This is a genomic window from Arthrobacter alpinus (genome assembly GCF_900105965.1).
In the GTDB taxonomy this organism is placed as follows: Bacteria; Actinomycetota; Actinomycetes; order Actinomycetales; family Micrococcaceae; genus Specibacter; species Specibacter alpinus.
On record NZ_FNTV01000001.1, the window covers coordinates 362612 to 380849 of the forward strand.

An 18238-nucleotide genomic window follows, 5' to 3' on the forward strand; every position below is an offset into this window, starting at 1 on the left:
CTAGTCAAACCAGACGCCCAAGGACGTTAGAACAGGCGGGAAGCGCTGTCATCTACGCCGCGCATGGCGTCGTAGTCAAGAGTTTTGCACTCGATCCCGCGATCAGTGGCCAAGGTTTTGGCCTGCGGCTTGATCTGCTGGGCCGCAAAGATGCCGCGGACCGGGGCTAGCAGTGGATCGCGGTTAAGCAGTTCCAAGTAGCGGGTGAGCTGCTCCACACCGTCGATGTCGCCGCGGCGCTTGAGCTCAATGGCCACGGTGGCGCCCTTGGCGTCGCGGGCCAGAATGTCAACGGGGCCAATGGCCGTGAAGTATTCGCGCCGGATCAAGGTGAATCCATCGCCCAACAGACCAATCTGCTCGGCCAGCAGACGCTGCAGATCAGCCTCGACGCCGTCCTTGATCAGGCCCGGATCCACACCCAAGTCATGGCTGGAATCGCTGACGTGCTCATAAATGTTGATGATGAGCCTGTCGTCGGTCTTGCTCGACTGCACAATCCACTGGTCGATCACGCCGTTCTCAAGTTCGGCGTCGTCCGGGGAAACAGTCCGCATGGTGGCCGGCGGGCTCATCCAGTTCAACGGCTTGTAGGAACCGCCGTCAGAGTGCACCAAAACTGAACCGTCGGCCTTAACCAACAGCAGCCGAACGGCGAGGGGAAGATGGGCTTTGAGGCGTCCGACGTAATCGACGGAGCACTTGGCAATCACTAAACGCACGCCCTCCACTCTAGTCCCCACGCCCTCCCAAGACTAAGCCGCTGGCGCGTCTTCGTCTTGGGGCCCTCGGGCGCGGGGCCCCATGACGCCCTCCCAAGACTAAGCCGCTGGCGCGTCTTCGTCTTGGGGCCCTCGGGTGCGGGGCCCATGACGCCCTCCCAAGACTAAGCCGCTGGCGCGTCTTCGTCTTGGGGCCCTCGGGCGCTGGCTTCGCGCGGCGCGCGCCGGTGCGGCACAATGGTGAGATGCCCCGCTCCAATCAGCCCCGCCGCCGAACATCGCCACGACGGCCCGGCGAACACTCTGACGACGGCGAGGCGGACCTCAACCGGTCGCGCCTGGGTATTCCCGCCACCGAATCTGCGCCGGACGGCGTCTGGGCAGTAAGAACCATCAGCTCCGGCAATGCGCAAAAGGCGTATACCTGCCCAGGATGTCATCGCCAGATCACCCCCGGCACGCCCCACCTGGTCGTGTGGCAGGAAGATGCCCTCTTTGGCGACGAGGCTGGTCTGCGCGACCGTCGCCACTGGCACAGCAACTGCTGGCGCGGACGCAGCTACCGCTACAGGTAGTCTGGATGGCATGGTATTTGACCCCGCCTCCCTCATTTTTAGCCCAGCATCTGGCCCCGTCCGGGCTTCGAGTATCCTGCCGGCCGTGCGGGAAAACATTGAGCTGCATACCGCCGATGGCCTGACGCTGGTGGGGGAGCTGGCATTGCCGGCCGACGGCGTCGTAAACGCCACGCTGATCACGCTCCACCCATTGCCCACGCATGGCGGGTTCATGGATTCACACGTCTATAAGAAGGCTTCCTACCGGCTGCCCGCCCTGGCCGGCATTGCCGTGCTGCGCTTCAACACACGGGGCACGTCCTCGCCGCGCGGCACGAGCGAAGGCATCTTCGAGGAAGGCGTTGGCGAACGGCTGGACCTTGAGGCTGCCGTTGCTTTTGCCGTGGATCGAGGATTGCCCAACCGCTGGCTCGTGGGCTGGTCCTTTGGCACGGAGCTCGTGCTGAAGTATGGGGCAGTGCAGCCGGTAGCGGATGCGGTTGAGGGTGCCGTGCTGCTGTCGCCGCCGCTGCACCGGGCCCAGGACACCGATCTGCGCAGCTGGGCACAAGCTGGCAAACCCCTGACGGTCTTAGTCCCCGAATTTGACGACTACCTGCGCCCGCTGGAGGCAGCACAGCGGTTTGCCCTGGTCCCACAGGCCAAGATGGTGCCGGTGGACGGAGCCAAGCACCTCTGGGTGGGCGAAAAATATGCTGCCCGAGCCCTCAATGAAATTGCCTCTACCGTTTTGGGAACAAAAGTGTCCCTGCCAGTTGAGTGGGACGGGCCTGTTGCCGCGCTTCCCGCCTTTTAGCGCAGGCAGCGGCTACATCTTGTCCTGACGTGCAACGAAGACTTCCTTAACCAACAACATGACGGCCGCTGCTGTCGGGATGGCAATCAAGGCGCCAAGCACGCCGAGCAGGCTGCCACCGGCAATAACGGAGATGACGGCAACGGCACCGGGCACAGCAACAGCTTTTTGCATGATGCGGGGCGATACAAAATACGCCTCAAACTGCAGGTAGGCGAGGTAGCAGATGGCGTAGATGAGTGCAGTCTGCCATCCAACGGTCAAACTCACGGCAATGACAACCACGGCCGCGATCGTGCCACCCACCAGCGGGATGAATGCCATCAGGGCCACCATGAAGGCCAGCAGGACCGTGAACGGGACGTTCAGAATTGTCATGACAATAAAGGCGTAGGCGGCGTTCAGAACAGCAACGCAGACCTGGCCAATGACGTAGTTGCCCACGCCGCGGGTAATTTCCTCGCTCAGTTCTTCAACCCGGGCCCGCCGTGAACGCGGCGCGAGACGGTATCCCCACTTCTTGATCGATGGAAGTGAAGCCAGGAAATACAGGCTCAACACCAAGACAATCAACGTGCCAAAAAGCCCGTTGGCGATGGTGGTTCCAACGCCCACGACACCGCCAAAGATGCCGCCCACGGCTTGGGCGTCCTGGAAGAACTTGGCGACCTGCTCATTGATGGTATCGAGGACGTGATACTGGACATCGAGTTGCTTGAAGAAGTCCGAATTCAAAAAATCGCTGATCCACACCGGGGCCTTGTTCACCAACTGCGTGGTTTGCTCAATGATTGTGGGGATGAGTGTGGCGAAGAAGATAGCCACGGCGCCCAGCAGCGCCACCAACACGATGACAATGCCAAGACCGCGCGGAACCTTCCGCTTTTCCAGCCAGCGGACCACCGGATCCAGTCCCAGGGCAATGAAGAGAGCCGTCACAATCCACAACAGGAGGGACTCGGTATTAGCCAACATGTAGTTCAGGAACAAGGCGATGCCAACGCCTACTGTGCCCATGAATCCGAAATAGATGGGGTGCCGGACCATGCTGGAGGTCTGTGCAACTTCCGGGGTAGTGGCCCCACCCTGCACGCCGGGCTCCATAGGGAGGTCAAAGCGGACTCGTGGCTGGGCGCCGGGAATGGGCTGGCTCACAGCTTTCATAATCCAGGCGCGCCATCCGCGAGGAACCGCGCGGGCGCTCTGACGCGATGCCGCAATATCCGCGGCAACCGGGGCAGCTACGGTCCTGGCGTCGGCATCGACTGCAACAGATGCGCTGTCAGCCGCAGCGGCAGGGGACGGTGTTCCGCCGTCGGAGGTGGCCTTGGCCTCAGCAGTTTGGGGGTTGTTCACGGTGGGAACGGCCGGGGTGTCCTCCGGGCCGGCTGCACTTGATTCAGGGGACGAGCTCACGGGATTGCCTTTGGATCGGTGCGGGCGCAGGTATTGCGACTCTCATATGTGCCTCGAGAGTACCAGCGAGGACCTCTCCGGCCAGCGAGCCACGAGCGGGTAAACGTGAGAATAGTCAAAGATACATGACCATAAGATAACGGTTCGGTTACCCTTGAATTAACGATCACAGCAGTGTTCCGTCGATGTTAGGTAAGTTCTTGCGTTCAAAAATTGCAATCGTCCTGGCCGTGTTAGGCCTCTTGGTGTTGGGTACTGGCATAGGCCAACGCACCATCTGGCTTCCGCCTGCCACGCTGACGGCCAGTGTCCCGGCAGTCTCCAGCCCCGCGCCGTTGACAGTCATTGGTCCCGAACTGCTTAATACGCGCGATGGCAAGTTCACCATGACCATTAAGAACGATGGCCCCATCCAGCTAGCCGTTGCCCGCGAAGGCGACATCACCGGCTGGATTGGCGATGCCGCGTACACCGAGGTTGGTGCAGCCACTGAGGACTTCTCTGCCCTGAGCAGTGAAAGCAAGACCGGTGCCGCATCCGTGCCGAACCCGAGTGGATCTGACATGTGGGTCAGCGAGGAAAAGGGCTCCGGCGAGTTGAGCTACACGTGGCAGGCACCCGGTCACGGTGATTGGGCACTGCTGCTCTCATCTGACGGAAAGGCTCCGGCCCCCACCGATATTTCGATCACGGTTGAAAATCAACAGGGCACTCCATGGGCCGTGCCGCTCATGGTGATTGGTTCAGCATTGCTCGCGCTGGCTGCCCTCCTGTTCCTGGTTGCACCCCGCAAGACCCAGGACGCCGCGGCTGTGGCAGGACGCCGTTCGGCCGTCCGCCCGGCCGATCCGGCCACGGGGGCCGTTGAGGTTGCGAAGATTCTGGCGGCCCGCGAGGGATCCGAACCTGCACCGGAAGCCCCTGCGCACCAGACCATCGCAGATATCAGGCGTGCCGCCGCTGCGGCCAAGAACAACCCCGCGGATGACGGCGGCGCTGCGGCAGCTGCCAAGGCGCCGGCTAACGACGCCACGTCCGCTTTGCCGCTTTCCCTCCGTGGCGAACCCTTGAAAGACGAGTCCCCGCTCGGCGAAGAAGCAGCAGTGGAGCCGGCCAAGGACGATTCCGGATCCAAGAAGGATGCCGACAAGAACTCTGACAAGGACTCCGGAAGCGGTTCGGATTCCGGTCAGGGCGGCAGCCCCAAGGCGGGCAAGCCGACGCGTTGGTCCGCCGCCGCACGCAAGAAGGCAGGGGAAGCGAAGGATGAGAAGAATGAGTTCCGCGCTTCCGGTGAACAGCGTCGAGTCAAGGCTGTGAAGGCCACCACCCGTTGGGGTGCAGCATTGGCCGCCGTGCTCCTGGCCGGAGGTGTCAGCCCGGCCATGGCCGCTGATTCGACCACACCCGCGCCGAGCAACAGTGCTGAGGCACAGCCCAGTGCCGCCGCTGAGACTCCAACGGGATTCCCAAACCTCCTGGACAGCCAGGTTCAACGCATTGCCGACTCGGTGGCCTCGGTTGTGGCCACAGGCGACAATGCCAAGAACGCCAAGGAATTGGAATCACGTGTTGGCGGCACGGCCCTGGAGGTCCGAACCGCCAACTACAAGATCCGCTCGGCCGTTGACACGCAGGCCGCCGTTGAACCGGTCAACGCCACCGTCTTGCTGGCCAAGATCGTCACCACCACGCAGACCTGGCCGCGCACGGCCATGTTCGTAACCAAGGGTGAAAACAACCAGCTGCCGCAAATGCTGACGCTGGTCCAGGCCAGTGCCCGCGAGAACTACAAGCTGATCAAGGCAACCCCGTTGCTTCCGGGCCAGACGCTTCCCAAGGTGGACAAGGAAGGCACAGCTGCCGTAGCCAAGGACGATGCCAAAGGGTTGCTAATGAGCCCCGATGCGGCCGTCTCTGCGCTGAGCGACCGGCTGACCAAGGAGGACAGCTCGTTCAAGGCCAGCTTCAAGGACAGCATCTACATCACGAGCGTCTTTGACCTGCAGAAGAAGGTCGCTGCAGATGCCAAGGACGCCAACTACGTGTTCAGTCACAAGGCCAATACCGAGCAGATGGTTTCGTTGCGAACGGCCGACGGCGGCGCCATGGTGGTGGTTGGCTACACCTTCGGAATTGACGCCACGAGTAAGGAAAACGCCAACCTGACTGTTGGTGCCGATGCAGCGGTATTCACTGGAGGCACGGAAACCACCAAGGGCTTCACCTTGAACTACGCCGAGCCGGTTGTCATGTATGTACCCCCGGCCGGTGGCGAGGACCAGATCACCATCTTGTCCGCTACCCGCGACCTGGTGGGCGGATCGTTCAAGTAGCCTTCGGGCCGCCTTGGTCCTTGGCCAGCCAGCTTCGTTAAGTTTCACCCGCGGCGAGAATGCGCATCGCCGCGGGTCGGCACAGTTAGAGTGAAACCATGAGTCAAAACACCCCCATGCCGCCCAACGCGACGCCCGGGATTAACCTTCGTGGCGCCGTCGACCTTTCAGCCCTGAAAAATAGGGCCACGTCCCCGAGCACACCCTCTGCAGGCTCGCCCTACGCAGTTGACGTGAACGAGGCGAGTTTCCAGGAATTCGTCCAGCTGTCGCAGAAGGTTCCCGTGGTGGTGTCCCTGGGATCGGGTCGCTCGCAGCAATCGGCCCAGATTAACGCCGTGCTGGAAAAGCTGATGAACGACTACAGCGGAAAGATTGCGCTGGGCCGGGTTGATGTTGACTCGAGCCCGCAGGTCGCTCAGGCTTTTGGCATCACCGCCGTGCCCACCGTGGTCGCCCTGATCAACAGCCAGCCGGTTCCCATGTTTGAAGGGGACCTTCCGGAAGCCCAGATCCGGGAGTTCCTGGACGAGCTGCTCAAGGTGGCCGCCAGCAACGGTGTAACCGGGAATCTAGGTGGAGCGCCGGATCCGGAGGCAGCAACGGAACCTCCTTTGCCACCGCTGCACCAAGCCGCTCGTGACGCCATCGACGCCGGTGATCTCGAAGGCGCCGAGGCAAGCTATGAGAAGGCGCTTGCCGAAATGCCCAACGACGCCGCAGCCAAGGTTGGCCTGGCACAGGTGCACCTCATGCGCCGCGCGGCCGAGATCAACGTGGTCCAAGCCGAGGAATTCCGGACCCGGGCGGCAGGAGATCGAGACGATCTCGAGGCGGCCCTGGCCGTGGCAGACCTGGATGTCACAGGTGGCCACGTTGAAGATGCCTTCGCCCGTTTGGTGAAGTTCATCGGCACTCATTTTGGTCCCGAGCGCGACACCGTCCGGGTTCGCCTCCTGGAACTGTATGACGTAGTGGGTGTCAGCGACCCGCGTGTCTCAGCATCGCGACAGGCACTTGCAAGGGCCTTGTTCTAACCAAACAGTATTTTCACACCGGCTTCGCCGCAGCAGATCTGAAGAATCAACTTTCCTCAGAACTGCTGCGGCGAAGCTGTTGCGTTTAAGCGCCAAGCCTCGCGGGGAAGGCAATCTCATCCTTTAGGATCAGGCGCATCAGCACAGCGATTGTTAGTGTGTGGTCATGAACACTTCATTTGCACAATCTCCCAGCGACGGGCGGCCGCCTGCCCTGTCAATCCGCGGATTGACCAAGCGATTTGCTTCCAAGACCGCCGTCGACAGCATTGATCTGGACGTCCCCGCAGGATCCTTCTATGGCCTGGTCGGTCCCAATGGGGCGGGCAAGACTACCTCGCTGTCCATGGCCACTGGCCTGTTGCGTCCGGATGCCGGGCAGGTTCATGTCCTCGGTGTGGATGTGTGGAAGGAGCCGCTGGAGGCGAAACGGCTTATGGGGTTGCTGCCCGATGGCGTGCGTCTTTTTGACCGCCTAAGCGGAGAGCAGCTGGTGAGCTATGCAGGATTGCTGCGCGGCATGGACAAGGACACCGTGAGCTCCCGGGTCAAGGACCTGCTGGCGGCCCTTGACCTCACCCGTGATGCCGGGACCTTGGTGGTGGATTACTCCGCCGGCATGACGAAGAAGATTGCTCTTGCTGCTGCCTTGATCCACGCACCTAAACTCCTGGTGTTGGATGAACCGTTTGAGTCCGTTGACCCGGTTTCGGCCGCCAATATTCGTGACATTTTGGATGACTATGTGGCTTCTGGCGGAACCGTGATTGTTTCCAGCCACGTCATGGATCTGGTGCAGCGCATGTGTGATCATGTGGCAGTGATTGCCGGTGGTCACGTTTTGGCCGCAGGAACGGTCGCCGAAGTCCGTGGCAACCAAAGCCTTGAAGAGAAGTTTGTTGAGCTGGTTGGCGGCCGCAATGAGAGTGCAGGGCTGGCATGGTTGCGCACCTCGTAAGGCTGAAGCTGACGCTGCTGCGGAATTCACTTAAACGCAGTCCCTGGCAGTTGGTGGGGCTCATCATTGGTGGGCTCTACGGTCTGGGCATGCTGGTCACCGTGATCGTGGCCCTTGCTGCGTTGGGAACAGGTGAAGCAGACTTCATTGGCACCGCAGTAGTCCTTGCCGGAGCTGCACTGATTTTGGGCTGGTTGATCATCCCCGTGGTGGCTGCCGGTCTGGACATGACCCTTGACCCGGCACGGTTCACCACTTATGCCATCCCCATGAAGTCACTTCTGGCCGGTTTGCTGGTCTCGAGTTTCATCGGCATACCCGGTGCCATCACCTTGATCGCCTCGATAGGCACGGCGGCCTCCTGGTGGAAGCATCCACTTGCCGGGCTGGTGGCCCTGGTGTGTGGCGTGTTGGGGGCGCTGACATGCATTGCCGCCTCACGTGCCATCACTGCCGCCAGCGCAAGCCTTGCCTCAACCCGGCGTTTCAAGGACTTCAGCGGCATTGTCTTGTTGCTTCCGCTGATGTTCCTTGGCCCCATCATCACCAGCGTGGCCGACGGCGTGAGCAACCTTCGCGAGTACCTGCCGGCGCTGGCGGACACCGTCTCGTGGACCCCGCTGGGGGCCATCTGGGCAGTTCCTGCCGAAGTGGCCCAGGGGCATTTTGGTGCTGCCGGGTTGAAGTTTCTGATTGCCATCGGGACCCTTGGTGTCTTGATCTGGGTATGGAAGGTGTGCCTTTCGCGTGCCTTGGTGACCCCGGCCTATACCGGTGGTGGACGCCGTCGTGGGGGGAAGCTTGGCTTCTTCACCTGGTTCCCGGCAACGCCCGCGGGAGCCATTGCCGCCCGCTGCCTGAGCTACTGGTTCCGCGACCCGAGGTACAGCGCAGGGCTGCTGATCGCCCCGTTGATGCCGCTGATCTTTGTCTTTGCCGGCTCTCAGGCCGGAACCGGTGACACCCTCGGGGTGGCGCTGGGATTTGGCGGGGCGCTGGCTGCGTTCCTGGTTGTCTGGTCCATCAGTGCGGACATTTCCTATGACAACACCGCGTTTGCCCTGCACATCGCCACAGGAGTTGACGGCCGGGCCGATCGTTTGGGGCGTGCCATGGCTGCTGGGGTTTTGGCGCTTCCGCTGGGACTTGTGTACTCCGTGGTCGGTGGAATCGTCATCGGTGACGTGGCTCAGCTGGTGGCCACGGTGGGTCTGGTACTCGGTGTGGTGGGCTCGGGACTGGGATTGGCCAGCGTTTTTTCAGCGCGGTTCACCATGAACGCCCCGTTGCCGGGGGAGAGCCCCATGAAGACTCGTCCGGGAAATGGACTCTCCAGCGCCTTGATCCAGATGGCCGGATTCGCCGGGCTCGGCGTGCTGGTGCTGCCGGAACTGATCCTGGCGATTCTAGCCGTAACGACGGGACAAATTCTGTTCGCTTGGCTGGCCTTGCTGGTGGGCGTGGTGCTTGGCGGCGTGTTCTTCACGATTGGCGTCCGCATGGGTGCCCGAATCTACAACGAGCGGGCACCGGAATTGTTGCTTGCAGTATCGGCCGACCGGTAACCGCCAGTGGTCACCGTTAGTCGAAGACGGCTGACAATCGCTACAGTAGGAGACAGCAACGATCAGCATTAATGAGCATTGCACAGACATCTGTGTGCCCTGAAAGGAAGCGTGTTACATGGAGGTCATCATCCTCCCCAGCAGCAAGGAAGTTGGCGCACTGGCTGCCGACGCCATCGAGGCCTTGGTGCGCAACAAGTCCAACGCTGTTATCGGTCTGGCCACGGGTTCCTCCCCGTTGCCGATCTACGACGAACTGGCGCGCCGCCACGACGAAGAGGGCCTGAACTTCACTCAGGTCAGGGGCTTCGCGCTCGATGAGTACGTGGGTTTGCCTGTTGGCCACTACGAGTCCTACCGCGAAGTGATCCGCCGCGAATTCACGAACCGCGTGGACGTTGCGCCCGAGAACGTCCACGGCCCGGACGGCGCAAGCGAGAACATCACGGCAGCCTGCCAGCAGTACGAGGACGCCATTGTTGCTGCCGGCGGCATCGACCTGCAGATTCTGGGTGTTGGCACCAACGGCCACATCGGCTTCAACGAGCCCGGCTCATCGCTGGCCTCACGCACCCGCATCAAGACACTGGCCGAGCAGACACGCCAGGACAATGCGCGCTTCTTTGACAACATCGAACAGGTCCCGCATCACGTGGTGACGCAGGGTCTTGGCACCATCATGGACGCCCGCCACCTGGTTCTGGTTGCTTCCGGTGCTGGCAAGGCCGACGCCGTCCGCGACTTCGTTGAGGGCCCCGTGTCCGCTTCGTGCCCGGGCTCAATCCTGCAGTTCCACCCGCGGGTCACAGTCATCATTGACGAGGCTGCGGCTGCCAAGCTGGCCGGTGCGGCAACGTACCGCCACGCTTACGACAACAAGCCGGTTTGGCAGGGACTCTAAAGATTTTTAGTTCCGACGGCGGGAGGCGGGTTGCGCAGGCGACTGGCCTCCCTCCGTGCATTGTTGTCCCAGGTCTCAAGAACGTGAACCGCTCCTCGGTGAGTCGCGGAGCCGGAGACGCTAGAATGGTTTCATGAGTTTGCCTCCAGACCCCTTCGAAAACGACCCTGCATACGGTGGTGGCCAGACCGGTGGGTCAACTGCCGTCATTGAACGCCAAGAATTGAAACAAGAAGTTGAGCCGGGCGACAGCGAACGGTTCTCGCACTATGTGCGCAAGGAAAAAATCATGGAATCGGCCATGACCGGCGAGCCCGTCATTGCCCTGTGCGGCAAGGTCTGGACACCGGGGCGCGATCCCCAGAAGTTCCCCGTCTGCCCCGAATGCAAAGAGGTCTACGACGGACTTCGCCCCGAGGGCGGCGGCAAGGGCAAGGGCCCGAAGAAGCCCAAAGAGTAGCAACAGCTACCACCAGTAATTTTCTGCGGCGCAAGCCGTTGTTTGGCCGTGCCCGGATTCGGGTGCGGCAGCGTGAAAGATGTGACGAGGATGGCGGGAATTTTTTGACGGAGACTTTGTTTGGCGGACCGTCCCTGCCCCCGGCCTACCCTGAACGCGCAGCGTGGGGGACGGCCCAGAAGCTTAGGGCCTGGCAGTCCGAAGCCATGGAAAAGTACTTTCAGGAGAACCCGAAGGACTTCCTGGCGGTAGCCACGCCAGGAGCAGGCAAGACCACCTTCGCGCTGCACATTGTGACGCAGCTGATCGCCCGCGGGATCATCAACAGGGTCACCGTCGTGACGCCCACGGACCACTTGAAGCGTCAATGGGCCGATGCCGCGGCCAAGGTAGGCATCGCGATTGATCCCAACTTCAAGAACGCCGACGGCCGCCATGGCAAGGGCTTTGTTGGCGTTGCCGTGACGTATGCGCAGGTGGCCAGCAAGCCAATGCTGCACCGTGCCAAGACCGAGGCCGCCCGGACCTTGGTCATCATGGATGAAATCCACCACGGCGGTGACGCGCTGAGCTGGGGTGATGGCATCCGTGAGGCCTTTGAACCGGCAGCTCGGCGCCTGTCCCTGACCGGAACACCATTCCGCTCCGACACCGCGGCGATCCCCTTTGTGGAATATGCCGAGGACAGGGACGGAATCCGCCGTTCCAAGGCCGACTACACCTATGGCTACGGGGAAGCACTCAAGGACCACGTGGTCCGGCCCGTCATGTTCATGGCCTATTCGGGCCAGATGCGCTGGCGCACCAGTGCCGGTGAGGAAATGGCAGCCAATCTGGGTGAGGCCGTCACCAAGGACGTCACCGCCCACGCCTGGCGCACAGCGCTGAACCCGGCAGGGGAGTGGATCCCGGCGGTCCTGGCCGCGGCAGACAAACGCCTCACCGAGGTCAGGCGTGCAGTGCCCGACGCCGGAGGCCTGGTGATTGCCACCGACCACGAGGACGCACGCGCCTACGCAGCCCAGTTGAAGAAGATCACGGGCGAATCGCCCACAGTCATCTTGTCCGATGATGCCAAGGCCTCCGACAAGATCGATTCGTTTTCGGCCGGCGACAAGCGCTGGATGGTTGCAGTTCGCATGGTGTCCGAAGGTGTTGACGTGCCGCGTTTGGCCGTTGGCGTCTATGCCACTTCGACCGCCACACCGTTGTTCTTCGCCCAGGCCGTTGGGCGCTTCGTGCGTGCCCGCAAGAGGGGCGAGACGGCGTCGATCTTCCTGCCCTCCGTGCCGAACCTGATGGAACTTGCCAACCAGCTGGAGCTCGAACGAGACCACGCGTTGGACCGCCCGGACAAGGACCCGGACGGCTTCATCGAGGAAGACGCCGAGATGGAGGAGGCCAACCGCGAGGAAAAGGCCTCCGACACCATGGAGAAGTTCAAGTTCGAGGCCCTGGAATCTCAGGCTTCCTTTGACAGGGTGCTGTTTGACGGTGGCGAATTTGGCACCGGCGGTGCCATTGGAAGCGACGACGAGCTGGACTTCCTGGGCATTCCCGGATTGCTCGACGCCGACCAAATGGGCCTGTTGCTGCGACAACGCCAGGCCGATCAGCAGACGCGGCGGCGCAAGAAGGCTCCGGCGGCCGAACCGGAGGCTCCGCCACTGGTTGACCACCGCATGCTCATGGACCTGCGCGGCGAGCTGGCCAAGAACGTCTCAGCGTGGAGCGCCCGTTCCGGGATGCCCCACGGCATGGTGCACAGCGAATTGCGGCGCATTTGCGGCGGCCCGGCCGTGGCGCAGGCCAACGAGTCACAGCTCCAGACGCGCATGAAGAAGCTCCAGGACTGGTTCATCGGCCGCAAGTAGCCGTCCATTCATCGAGGGCGTGCCAAGCGGGCGACGGCGTATGAAATTACATACGCCGTCGCCCGCTTGGCACGCCCTCAGTTCGGTGTTGCTACTTGAGGTCCACTCCGGCGTCCTCGAGCTCTTCCAGTGCCTCTTCGGCGGCGTCGTCGTCAATTCCTGCCACATAGTCGCGCAGAACCGTGGTGTTGTAGCCGGCGTTGACAGCGTCCAGCGCAGTGGCGCGAACGCAGTGTTCCGTGGCGATGCCCACCACAACCACGTCCTCGACGTCATTCTCGCGCAGCCATTCGTCCAGGGTTACGGGGTCTTCGGCGTCTTCATCGGCAGCCTGGTTGGCTTCCCGCTCGCCCACGGCCACCTCATCCTCAGGTGCCAGCAACCCGTCAAAGCCGGAGTATGCGGCGTCGAACTTGCCCTTGCGGAAGTAGGCGTCGATGTCCTCGGTATCGAGGTTGCGGTGCAACGCGGCGCCCTTGGACCCGGCCACGCAGTGCACCGGCCAGCTCTTGACGAAGTCCGGGGTTTCCGAGAAATGGCTTCCCGGATCCACATGCCAGTCCTGCGTGGCCACGACGAAGTCGAAATCCGTGGCGTTTTCCAGCAGTTCGCTGATCTCGCTGGCAAGATCGGCTCCGCCGGTCACGGCAAGTGAACCGCCCTCGCAGAAGTCGTTTTGCACGTCAACAATGATTAGGGCCTTGGCCATGGGGTGCTCCTCTTATTTCGCTGCTGGTATTGCTTGTTCGTATTCAGTGGGGATTACCGGTTCCCCGCGCTGGAGCCGGCGGGCTGTGCCGGGCATTTCAGCCATGGAGGCCGCGTGACGGGTGGTGGCCCGCACAACGCCCTCGGCACCGGTCCAACCCGGCACCAGGACTCCGTCAACCATGAATTCTTCCAGCAAGACCCGGTCATTGCTGTCCGAGGCCGGGTTGTGGCCAATGCCAACAACCTCGCTCGTGGCAATGCCGGAACCATTGAGCCGGCGCATTGCGTACTTGCGCCCGCCCACGCTGGCCTTGTTCTTGGCCGCCTTGGCCACCGAGACAAACTCACCATCGTCGCCCTCGCGTGAAACCAGCTTGTAGACCATGGAAGCGGTGGGGGCCCCTGAACCTGTCACCAGGGAGGTGCCCACGCCGTAAGAGTCAACAGGGGCTGCCGCGAGTGCCGCAATGGCAAACTCGTCAAGATCGCTGGTTACGGTGATGCGCGTGTTGGTATTGCCAAGCGAGTCCAACAACGCACGCACATCGCGCGCCTGGGCCAGCAAATCGCCCGAGTCCAACCGTACGCCACCCAAGGCCGGGCCCGCGATGGCGACGGCCTTGCGGACCGCGGCTTCGACGTCGTATGTGTCAACGAGCAAGGTGGTGCCGGCACCCATGGAACCGATCTGGGCGCGGAAGGCCTCTTCCTCGGAATCGTGCAGCAGCGTGAATGAATGCGCGGCCGTGCCTTGGGTCAGGACGCCATAGCGCAGCCCGGCCTCAAGGTTTGAGGTGCTGTGGAAGCCGGCAATGACGGCGGCGCGGGAAGCTGCCACGGCGGATTCCTCATGTGTGCGCCGGGAACCCATTTCGATGCATGGGCGGGAACCGGCGGCGCCGATCATCCGAGACGCGGCGGAGGCAATGGCGGAATCGTGATTCAGGACCGAAAGGACGTACGTTTCAAGGATGCAGGCCTCGGCAAACGTGGATTCAATGGTCAGAATGGGCGAATTCGGGAAGTAAAATTCGCCCTCTGCGTAACCGTAGACGCTCCCGGAGAACTTAAAATCGGCCAACCAGGCGAGCGTTTCGTCATTGACCACCTTGTTTTGGGCCAGGAAATCCAACTCGTGCGTGCCAAAACGGAAGTGTTCCAAGCCTTCCAGAATGCGGCCCGTTCCACCGACAACACCGTACCGGCGCCCGTCAGGCAGGCGGCGGGCGAAGGCTTCAAAAACACTTCGGCGGTGGGCCGCGCCGGAGTGCAGGGCTGCTTGAAGCATTGTCAGCTCGTAGTGATCTGTAAACAATGATGTGCGGGGGTGGCCCCAGCTTGATGGCGTAGTCACGGAATTTACTTTAGTGGGGCGACACTAGAATGGACACATGAGTGTCAGCACAGCCCCGGAAACAGACCGGGAAGTCTCAACGCGTGAACTCATCTCCCCAGACATCCCCTGGGAGTTGATCGTGTGGAATGACCCGGTCAATTTGATGAGCTACGTCAGTTACGTCTTCCAAAGCTATTTTGGCTATTCAGAAGCCAAGGCGGCGAAACTAATGCTTGAAGTTCACACTGAAGGCAAGTCCGCCGTGTCCCACGGGGCAAAGGAAAAAATGGAAGCACACGCCGTCGCCATGCACGGATTCGGCCTTTGGGCAACGGTTCAGAAGGGGGGCCCTCGTGGCTAAGGCCTTCTCCGCCGGCCGCCGGGGCATCACCGGTTTCCTCGAATCGGCCGAGCGTGATCTACTGCGCAAACTTTTCACCGACATCATCACCATGCTTGAACCGAACACGCCCGCCCATGAGGATCCTCTGGCCGCGTTGATCGGCCTGGACATGGATGTGTCCGTCCCCGCCGATCCGGCCCTGCTGCGGCTCCTGCCCAACGCGGTGAAGGATGACGACGACGCGGCCCTTGAGTTCCGGCAGCTCACCGAACGCTCCCTGCGGGAAACGAAGATTGGCGCACTGCGGGCGGCCTCGTTGGATTTGGAAAGTGACAAGCTGGTTTTGACGCCGGAAGGTGCCAAGCTGTGGGCCATGGCCCTGAACGACGTCCGCCTGGTGTTGGCCGAACGGCTTGATATCCGGGACGAAGAAGACGCCGAAAAAATCCACCAGGTACAGGACTGGGGCGACGCCGAGGATGTGGAAAGCTACCTCTCACTCGTGTACAACTTTGTCTCCTGGCTCCAGGAGAGCCTGGTCCAGGCCATGTTGTCCGCGCTGTCGCGCAGCAAGTAAGGGAACTCCGCCAGTGAGGGAACACGGCGGGGAAACTGTGTTGTTGCGCGCAGTTGCCGCTGTAGGACCAACAAAAGAACTATTGTTGAATCGATCATGAGCACACATTCAGTCAACTCAACGCGCACACCAGCCACTAACTCGCGGGCGAGCCTCGTTGCCGAGCGGCCTATCGGGATTTTTGATTCCGGGGTTGGCGGGTTGACGGTGGCCCGTGCGGTCATTGACCAGCTGCCCAACGAGTCAATCCTGTACGTGGGCGACACCGCCAAGGGACCCTACGGTCCACTGCCCATCGCAGAAGTTCGCGCCAACGCGCTCGGCGTCATGGATGAACTGGTTGATTCCGGCGTCAAGCTCTTGGTCATAGCCTGCAACTCCGCGTCTGCGGCCGTGCTGCGCGATGCGCGGGAACGGTACACCGCCCGCTACGGGATTCCGGTCATCGAAGTGATTCAGCCGGCCGTACGCCGAGCCGTCGCGGCCACCCGGACCGGCCAGGTAGGGGTGATCGGTACCGTGGCCACAGTTGGTTCACGCGCCTACAATGACACTTTTGCTGCGGCGCCTGATTTGACCATCACCTCGGTTGCCTGCCCTGACTTTGTCCGGTTCGTGGAATCGGGCATCACTGCCGGTCCCGAACTCTTGACCACGGCACAAGAATATTTGGCCCCCTTGAAGGCCGCGGGGGTGGACACCCTGGTCCTTGGCTGCACCCATTACCCGCTGCTGACGGGGGTAATCTCGTACGTTATGGGCGATTCCGTGACGCTGGTGTCCAGCGCCGAGGAAACTGCCAAGGACGTTTACAAGGCGCTCGTGAGCCATGACTTGGAGCGGGTGTCAGGCGGAGCGCCGAAACACCAGTTCCTCTCCACCGGTGATGCCGCCAGCTTTGGCGTCCTTGCCCGTCGTTTCCTTGGCCCTGAGGTGCTGGACGTGGAACAAGTGAGCCATGTTGCGGCGCACTATCCCACGGGATCACTGGCGCTCATCACGGATGACATGTTAGCCGCTGCCCGAGAAAATGCCCCCGGCGCCGGTGCCAACCGAGTCTCGAATTTTGTTTTGGCCGATTCGGTCGGCAGACTGGCAGTTCCGGGAACAGGCACGGGGGAGCGAACATGAAGTTGACGATTGTTGGATGCAGCGGGTCCTTCCCAGGGCCGTCATCGCCTGCATCTTGCTACCTACTCACCGCACACGACGGTGTGCGGCCGTGGCGCGTGCTCATCGACCTGGGCAGCGGCGCACTCGGTGCGGCGCAAAAGTACATGGACCTGGAAGACATTGATGCGATCTTCCTCAGCCACCTGCACCCGGACCACTGCATGGACCTGTGCGGTCTGCATGTAGCCGTTCGGTGGAGCCCGGATGGCTGGAACCGTGGCAGGATTCCAGTGTGGGGGCCGGCGGAAACCGCCGACCGCCTAGCCACCGCCTACGGCCTGGAACTTGATCCGGGCATGCACGAAGAATTTGATTTTCAGAATTGGAGCGAACGCGAGCCCGTGACGGTGGGCCCGTTCAAGGTGACGCCCTACGCCGTCAATCACCCCGTTCCCGAAGCCTATGCGCTGCGCGTTGAAGTGACCGAGTTCGATGGCACCGGCGTGGATCGCACGGCCGTCCTGACCTATTCCGGGGACACCGATAGCTGCCAAGGCCTGGAGGATGCCGCGATGAATGCGGATATGTTCTTGTGCGAGGCGGCCTTTGAAGAGGGCCGGGACGATCACATCAAGGACGTCCACCTCACCGGAAAGCGAGCAGGCGAGGCCGCCGCACGCGCCACCGTCAGGCGCATGTTGCTGACCCACATCCCGGTATGGACAGACACCAACAAGGTTGTGACCGAGGCCAGCGAGGTCTACACAGGCGATGTGGCTGCGGCTGTCGCGGGCGTTCACTACACGATCTAACTGTCCTTTCGGACGAAGTGTTCATTGTGGGGCGAATATCCTCCGAAAGGACTATCTCCTTATCCGTTGGGGGCGGCTAGGATCGGTGGCAGGAAAGGGCGGCAGCCGCCGTCCTACGTCACGCCACAAAGGATGCCCGCTATGAGCGAAATGCCCCGCTACAACCCCGCAGCCACAGAATTTTCAACGGTTCAGGCACCTGTTGCGCCGCCCATCATGAACACGGTCTTCTATATGCTCATCGGTGCCGCCGTGCTGCAGGTCATCGCCACCATTTTTGCTGTTCTGCAAATGCAATCCGATGACTTCCGCACCCAATTGATGGATCAGTTGCAGACCCAAAACCTGCCAAGCGTCGATGCGAACATGGTCGATACCGCCATCATGGTCTCCACCGGCACCGCGATTGTCATGGGGGTCGTCGCCGTGATCCTCTACGTACTCATTGGCCTGTTCCTGAAGAAGGGCATGGGCTGGGCCCGCATCGTTGGTGCCGTGCTGGCCGTTGTATCGCTCTCGCAGCTCATGGGAATGACGATGCCCGGCGGCATTGCGACCATCCTCCAGATTCTGCTGGGCCTTGGCGCCATGGTGCTGTGCTTCATGGGCGCCGGCGCCGCCTACTTCACAGCCAAAAAGAACTACAAGTTGGCCGCCAAGGGCCGGTAATTCCTTAGGCTTCATGTAGCGGAACAAGATGGCG

Annotated in this window: 18 protein-coding genes; 14 read left to right on the forward strand and 4 right to left on the reverse strand. The window is 61.7% G+C overall.

Annotated elements, in window-relative coordinates; genetic code table 11:
* Nucleotides 1-26: 26 nt before the first annotated feature.
* Nucleotides 27-722: an endonuclease NucS gene (nucS, locus tag BLV41_RS01625; RefSeq protein ID WP_044571598.1), complete on the reverse strand. Its 696-nt coding sequence runs from the start codon at nt 720-722 to the stop codon at nt 27-29.
* Between the two features lie 245 nt (nt 723-967).
* Between nucS and BLV41_RS01630 the strand changes: the two genes are divergently transcribed.
* Together BLV41_RS01630 and BLV41_RS01635 are read left to right on the forward strand one after the other, a co-directional pair.
* A complete protein-coding gene (locus tag BLV41_RS01630) occupies nt 968-1297 on the forward strand; it encodes a hypothetical protein (RefSeq protein WP_074709964.1) in 330 nt (109 codons plus the stop codon).
* Nucleotides 1298-1307: 10 nt separating this feature from the next.
* Entirely contained in the window at nt 1308-2096 is a 789-nt protein-coding gene (locus BLV41_RS01635; RefSeq protein WP_074709967.1) for an alpha/beta hydrolase, read from the forward strand.
* A 12-nt stretch (nt 2097-2108) separates the two neighbouring features.
* On the opposite strand, the gene BLV41_RS01640 is transcribed toward BLV41_RS01635, so the two are convergent.
* Nucleotides 2109-3512: an AI-2E family transporter gene (locus tag BLV41_RS01640; RefSeq protein WP_425284250.1), complete on the reverse strand. Its 1404-nt coding sequence runs from the start codon at nt 3510-3512 to the stop codon at nt 2109-2111.
* 200 nt (nt 3513-3712) lie between these two features.
* Here BLV41_RS01640 and BLV41_RS01645 point away from each other — a divergent pair, with 200 nt between their 5' ends.
* The 7 genes from BLV41_RS01645 to BLV41_RS01675 all read left to right on the forward strand — a co-directional run bounded on the left by BLV41_RS01645 (nt 3713) and on the right by BLV41_RS01675 (nt 12643).
* Nucleotides 3713-5848 (forward strand): DUF8094 domain-containing protein, encoded by a 2136-nt coding sequence (locus tag BLV41_RS01645; protein ID WP_139244177.1) that lies wholly within the window; start codon nt 3713-3715, stop codon nt 5846-5848.
* 98 nt (nt 5849-5946) lie between these two features.
* Entirely contained in the window at nt 5947-6885 is a 939-nt protein-coding gene (locus BLV41_RS01650) for a tetratricopeptide repeat protein (RefSeq protein WP_074709973.1), read from the forward strand.
* A 166-nt stretch (nt 6886-7051) separates the two neighbouring features.
* Nucleotides 7052-7843, forward strand: a complete 792-nt coding sequence (locus tag BLV41_RS01655; protein WP_074713031.1) for an ABC transporter ATP-binding protein — start codon at nt 7052-7054, stop codon at nt 7841-7843.
* Nucleotides 7825-9408 (forward strand): transporter, encoded by a 1584-nt coding sequence (locus BLV41_RS01660; protein WP_074709976.1) that lies wholly within the window; start codon nt 7825-7827, stop codon nt 9406-9408. Before BLV41_RS01655 ends, BLV41_RS01660 begins: the two co-directional genes overlap by 19 nt.
* A gap of 118 nt (nt 9409-9526) precedes the next feature.
* Entirely contained in the window at nt 9527-10309 is a 783-nt protein-coding gene (gene nagB, locus BLV41_RS01665) for a glucosamine-6-phosphate deaminase (protein WP_074709978.1), read from the forward strand.
* A 133-nt stretch (nt 10310-10442) separates the two neighbouring features.
* Complete coding sequence (locus BLV41_RS01670) at nt 10443-10769, forward strand: DUF3039 domain-containing protein (RefSeq protein ID WP_044571588.1); 327 nt, start codon at nt 10443-10445, stop codon at nt 10767-10769.
* Between the two features lie 104 nt (nt 10770-10873).
* Nucleotides 10874-12643 (forward strand): DEAD/DEAH box helicase, encoded by a 1770-nt coding sequence (locus BLV41_RS01675; RefSeq protein ID WP_074709980.1) that lies wholly within the window; start codon nt 10874-10876, stop codon nt 12641-12643.
* 91 nt (nt 12644-12734) lie between these two features.
* Here BLV41_RS01675 and BLV41_RS01680 read toward each other — a convergent pair whose 3' ends face one another.
* A complete protein-coding gene (locus tag BLV41_RS01680) occupies nt 12735-13352 on the reverse strand; it encodes an isochorismatase family protein (RefSeq protein WP_074709983.1) in 618 nt (205 codons plus the stop codon).
* 12 nt (nt 13353-13364) lie between these two features.
* Nucleotides 13365-14669, reverse strand: coding sequence for a nicotinate phosphoribosyltransferase (locus BLV41_RS01685; protein WP_074709986.1), 1305 nt, complete (start codon nt 14667-14669; stop codon nt 13365-13367).
* A 76-nt stretch (nt 14670-14745) separates the two neighbouring features.
* Between BLV41_RS01685 and clpS the strand changes: the two genes are divergently transcribed.
* From clpS to BLV41_RS01710, 5 genes are all read left to right on the forward strand, one after another.
* Nucleotides 14746-15051 (forward strand): ATP-dependent Clp protease adapter ClpS, encoded by a 306-nt coding sequence (gene clpS, locus BLV41_RS01690; RefSeq protein ID WP_044571580.1) that lies wholly within the window; start codon nt 14746-14748, stop codon nt 15049-15051.
* On the forward strand, nt 15044-15610 hold the full coding sequence (locus tag BLV41_RS01695) for a DUF2017 domain-containing protein (protein ID WP_074709988.1): 567 nt from the start codon (nt 15044-15046) through the stop codon (nt 15608-15610). Before clpS ends, BLV41_RS01695 begins: the two co-directional genes overlap by 8 nt.
* A 96-nt stretch (nt 15611-15706) precedes the next feature.
* The gene (gene murI, locus BLV41_RS01700; protein WP_074709991.1) at nt 15707-16741 is read left to right on the forward strand and encodes a glutamate racemase; all 1035 of its coding nucleotides are present in this window, start codon (nt 15707-15709) and stop codon (nt 16739-16741) included.
* Nucleotides 16738-17535: an MBL fold metallo-hydrolase gene (locus BLV41_RS01705; protein WP_074709994.1), complete on the forward strand. Its 798-nt coding sequence runs from the start codon at nt 16738-16740 to the stop codon at nt 17533-17535. The genes murI and BLV41_RS01705 overlap by 4 nt, the downstream gene beginning before the upstream one ends.
* Nucleotides 17536-17676: 141 nt before the next feature.
* Entirely contained in the window at nt 17677-18204 is a 528-nt protein-coding gene (locus BLV41_RS01710) for a hypothetical protein (protein WP_074709997.1), read from the forward strand.
* Nucleotides 18205-18238 lie beyond the last annotated feature (34 nt).

Excerpts from the sequence above, each read along its gene's own strand:
- BLV41_RS01630 (WP_074709964.1), top strand. The coding sequence starts at position 968 with ATGCCCCGCTCCAATCAGCCCCGCCGCCGAACATCGCCACGACGGCCC.
- BLV41_RS01635 (WP_074709967.1), top strand. The coding sequence starts at position 1,308 with ATGGTATTTGACCCCGCCTCCCTCATTTTTAGCCCAGCATCTGGCCCC.
- BLV41_RS01650 (WP_074709973.1), top strand. The coding sequence starts at position 5,947 with ATGAGTCAAAACACCCCCATGCCGCCCAACGCGACGCCCGGGATTAAC.
- BLV41_RS01655 (WP_074713031.1), top strand. The coding sequence starts at position 7,052 with ATGAACACTTCATTTGCACAATCTCCCAGCGACGGGCGGCCGCCTGCC.
- BLV41_RS01660 (WP_074709976.1), top strand. The coding sequence starts at position 7,825 with ATGGTTGCGCACCTCGTAAGGCTGAAGCTGACGCTGCTGCGGAATTCA.
- nagB (WP_074709978.1), top strand. The coding sequence starts at position 9,527 with ATGGAGGTCATCATCCTCCCCAGCAGCAAGGAAGTTGGCGCACTGGCT.
- BLV41_RS01670 (WP_044571588.1), top strand. The coding sequence starts at position 10,443 with ATGAGTTTGCCTCCAGACCCCTTCGAAAACGACCCTGCATACGGTGGT.
- BLV41_RS01680 (WP_074709983.1), bottom strand. The coding sequence starts at position 13,352 with ATGGCCAAGGCCCTAATCATTGTTGACGTGCAAAACGACTTCTGCGAG.
- clpS (WP_044571580.1), top strand. The coding sequence starts at position 14,746 with ATGAGTGTCAGCACAGCCCCGGAAACAGACCGGGAAGTCTCAACGCGT.
- murI (WP_074709991.1), top strand. The coding sequence starts at position 15,707 with ATGAGCACACATTCAGTCAACTCAACGCGCACACCAGCCACTAACTCG.
- BLV41_RS01705 (WP_074709994.1), top strand. The coding sequence starts at position 16,738 with ATGAAGTTGACGATTGTTGGATGCAGCGGGTCCTTCCCAGGGCCGTCA.
- BLV41_RS01710 (WP_074709997.1), top strand. The coding sequence starts at position 17,677 with ATGAGCGAAATGCCCCGCTACAACCCCGCAGCCACAGAATTTTCAACG.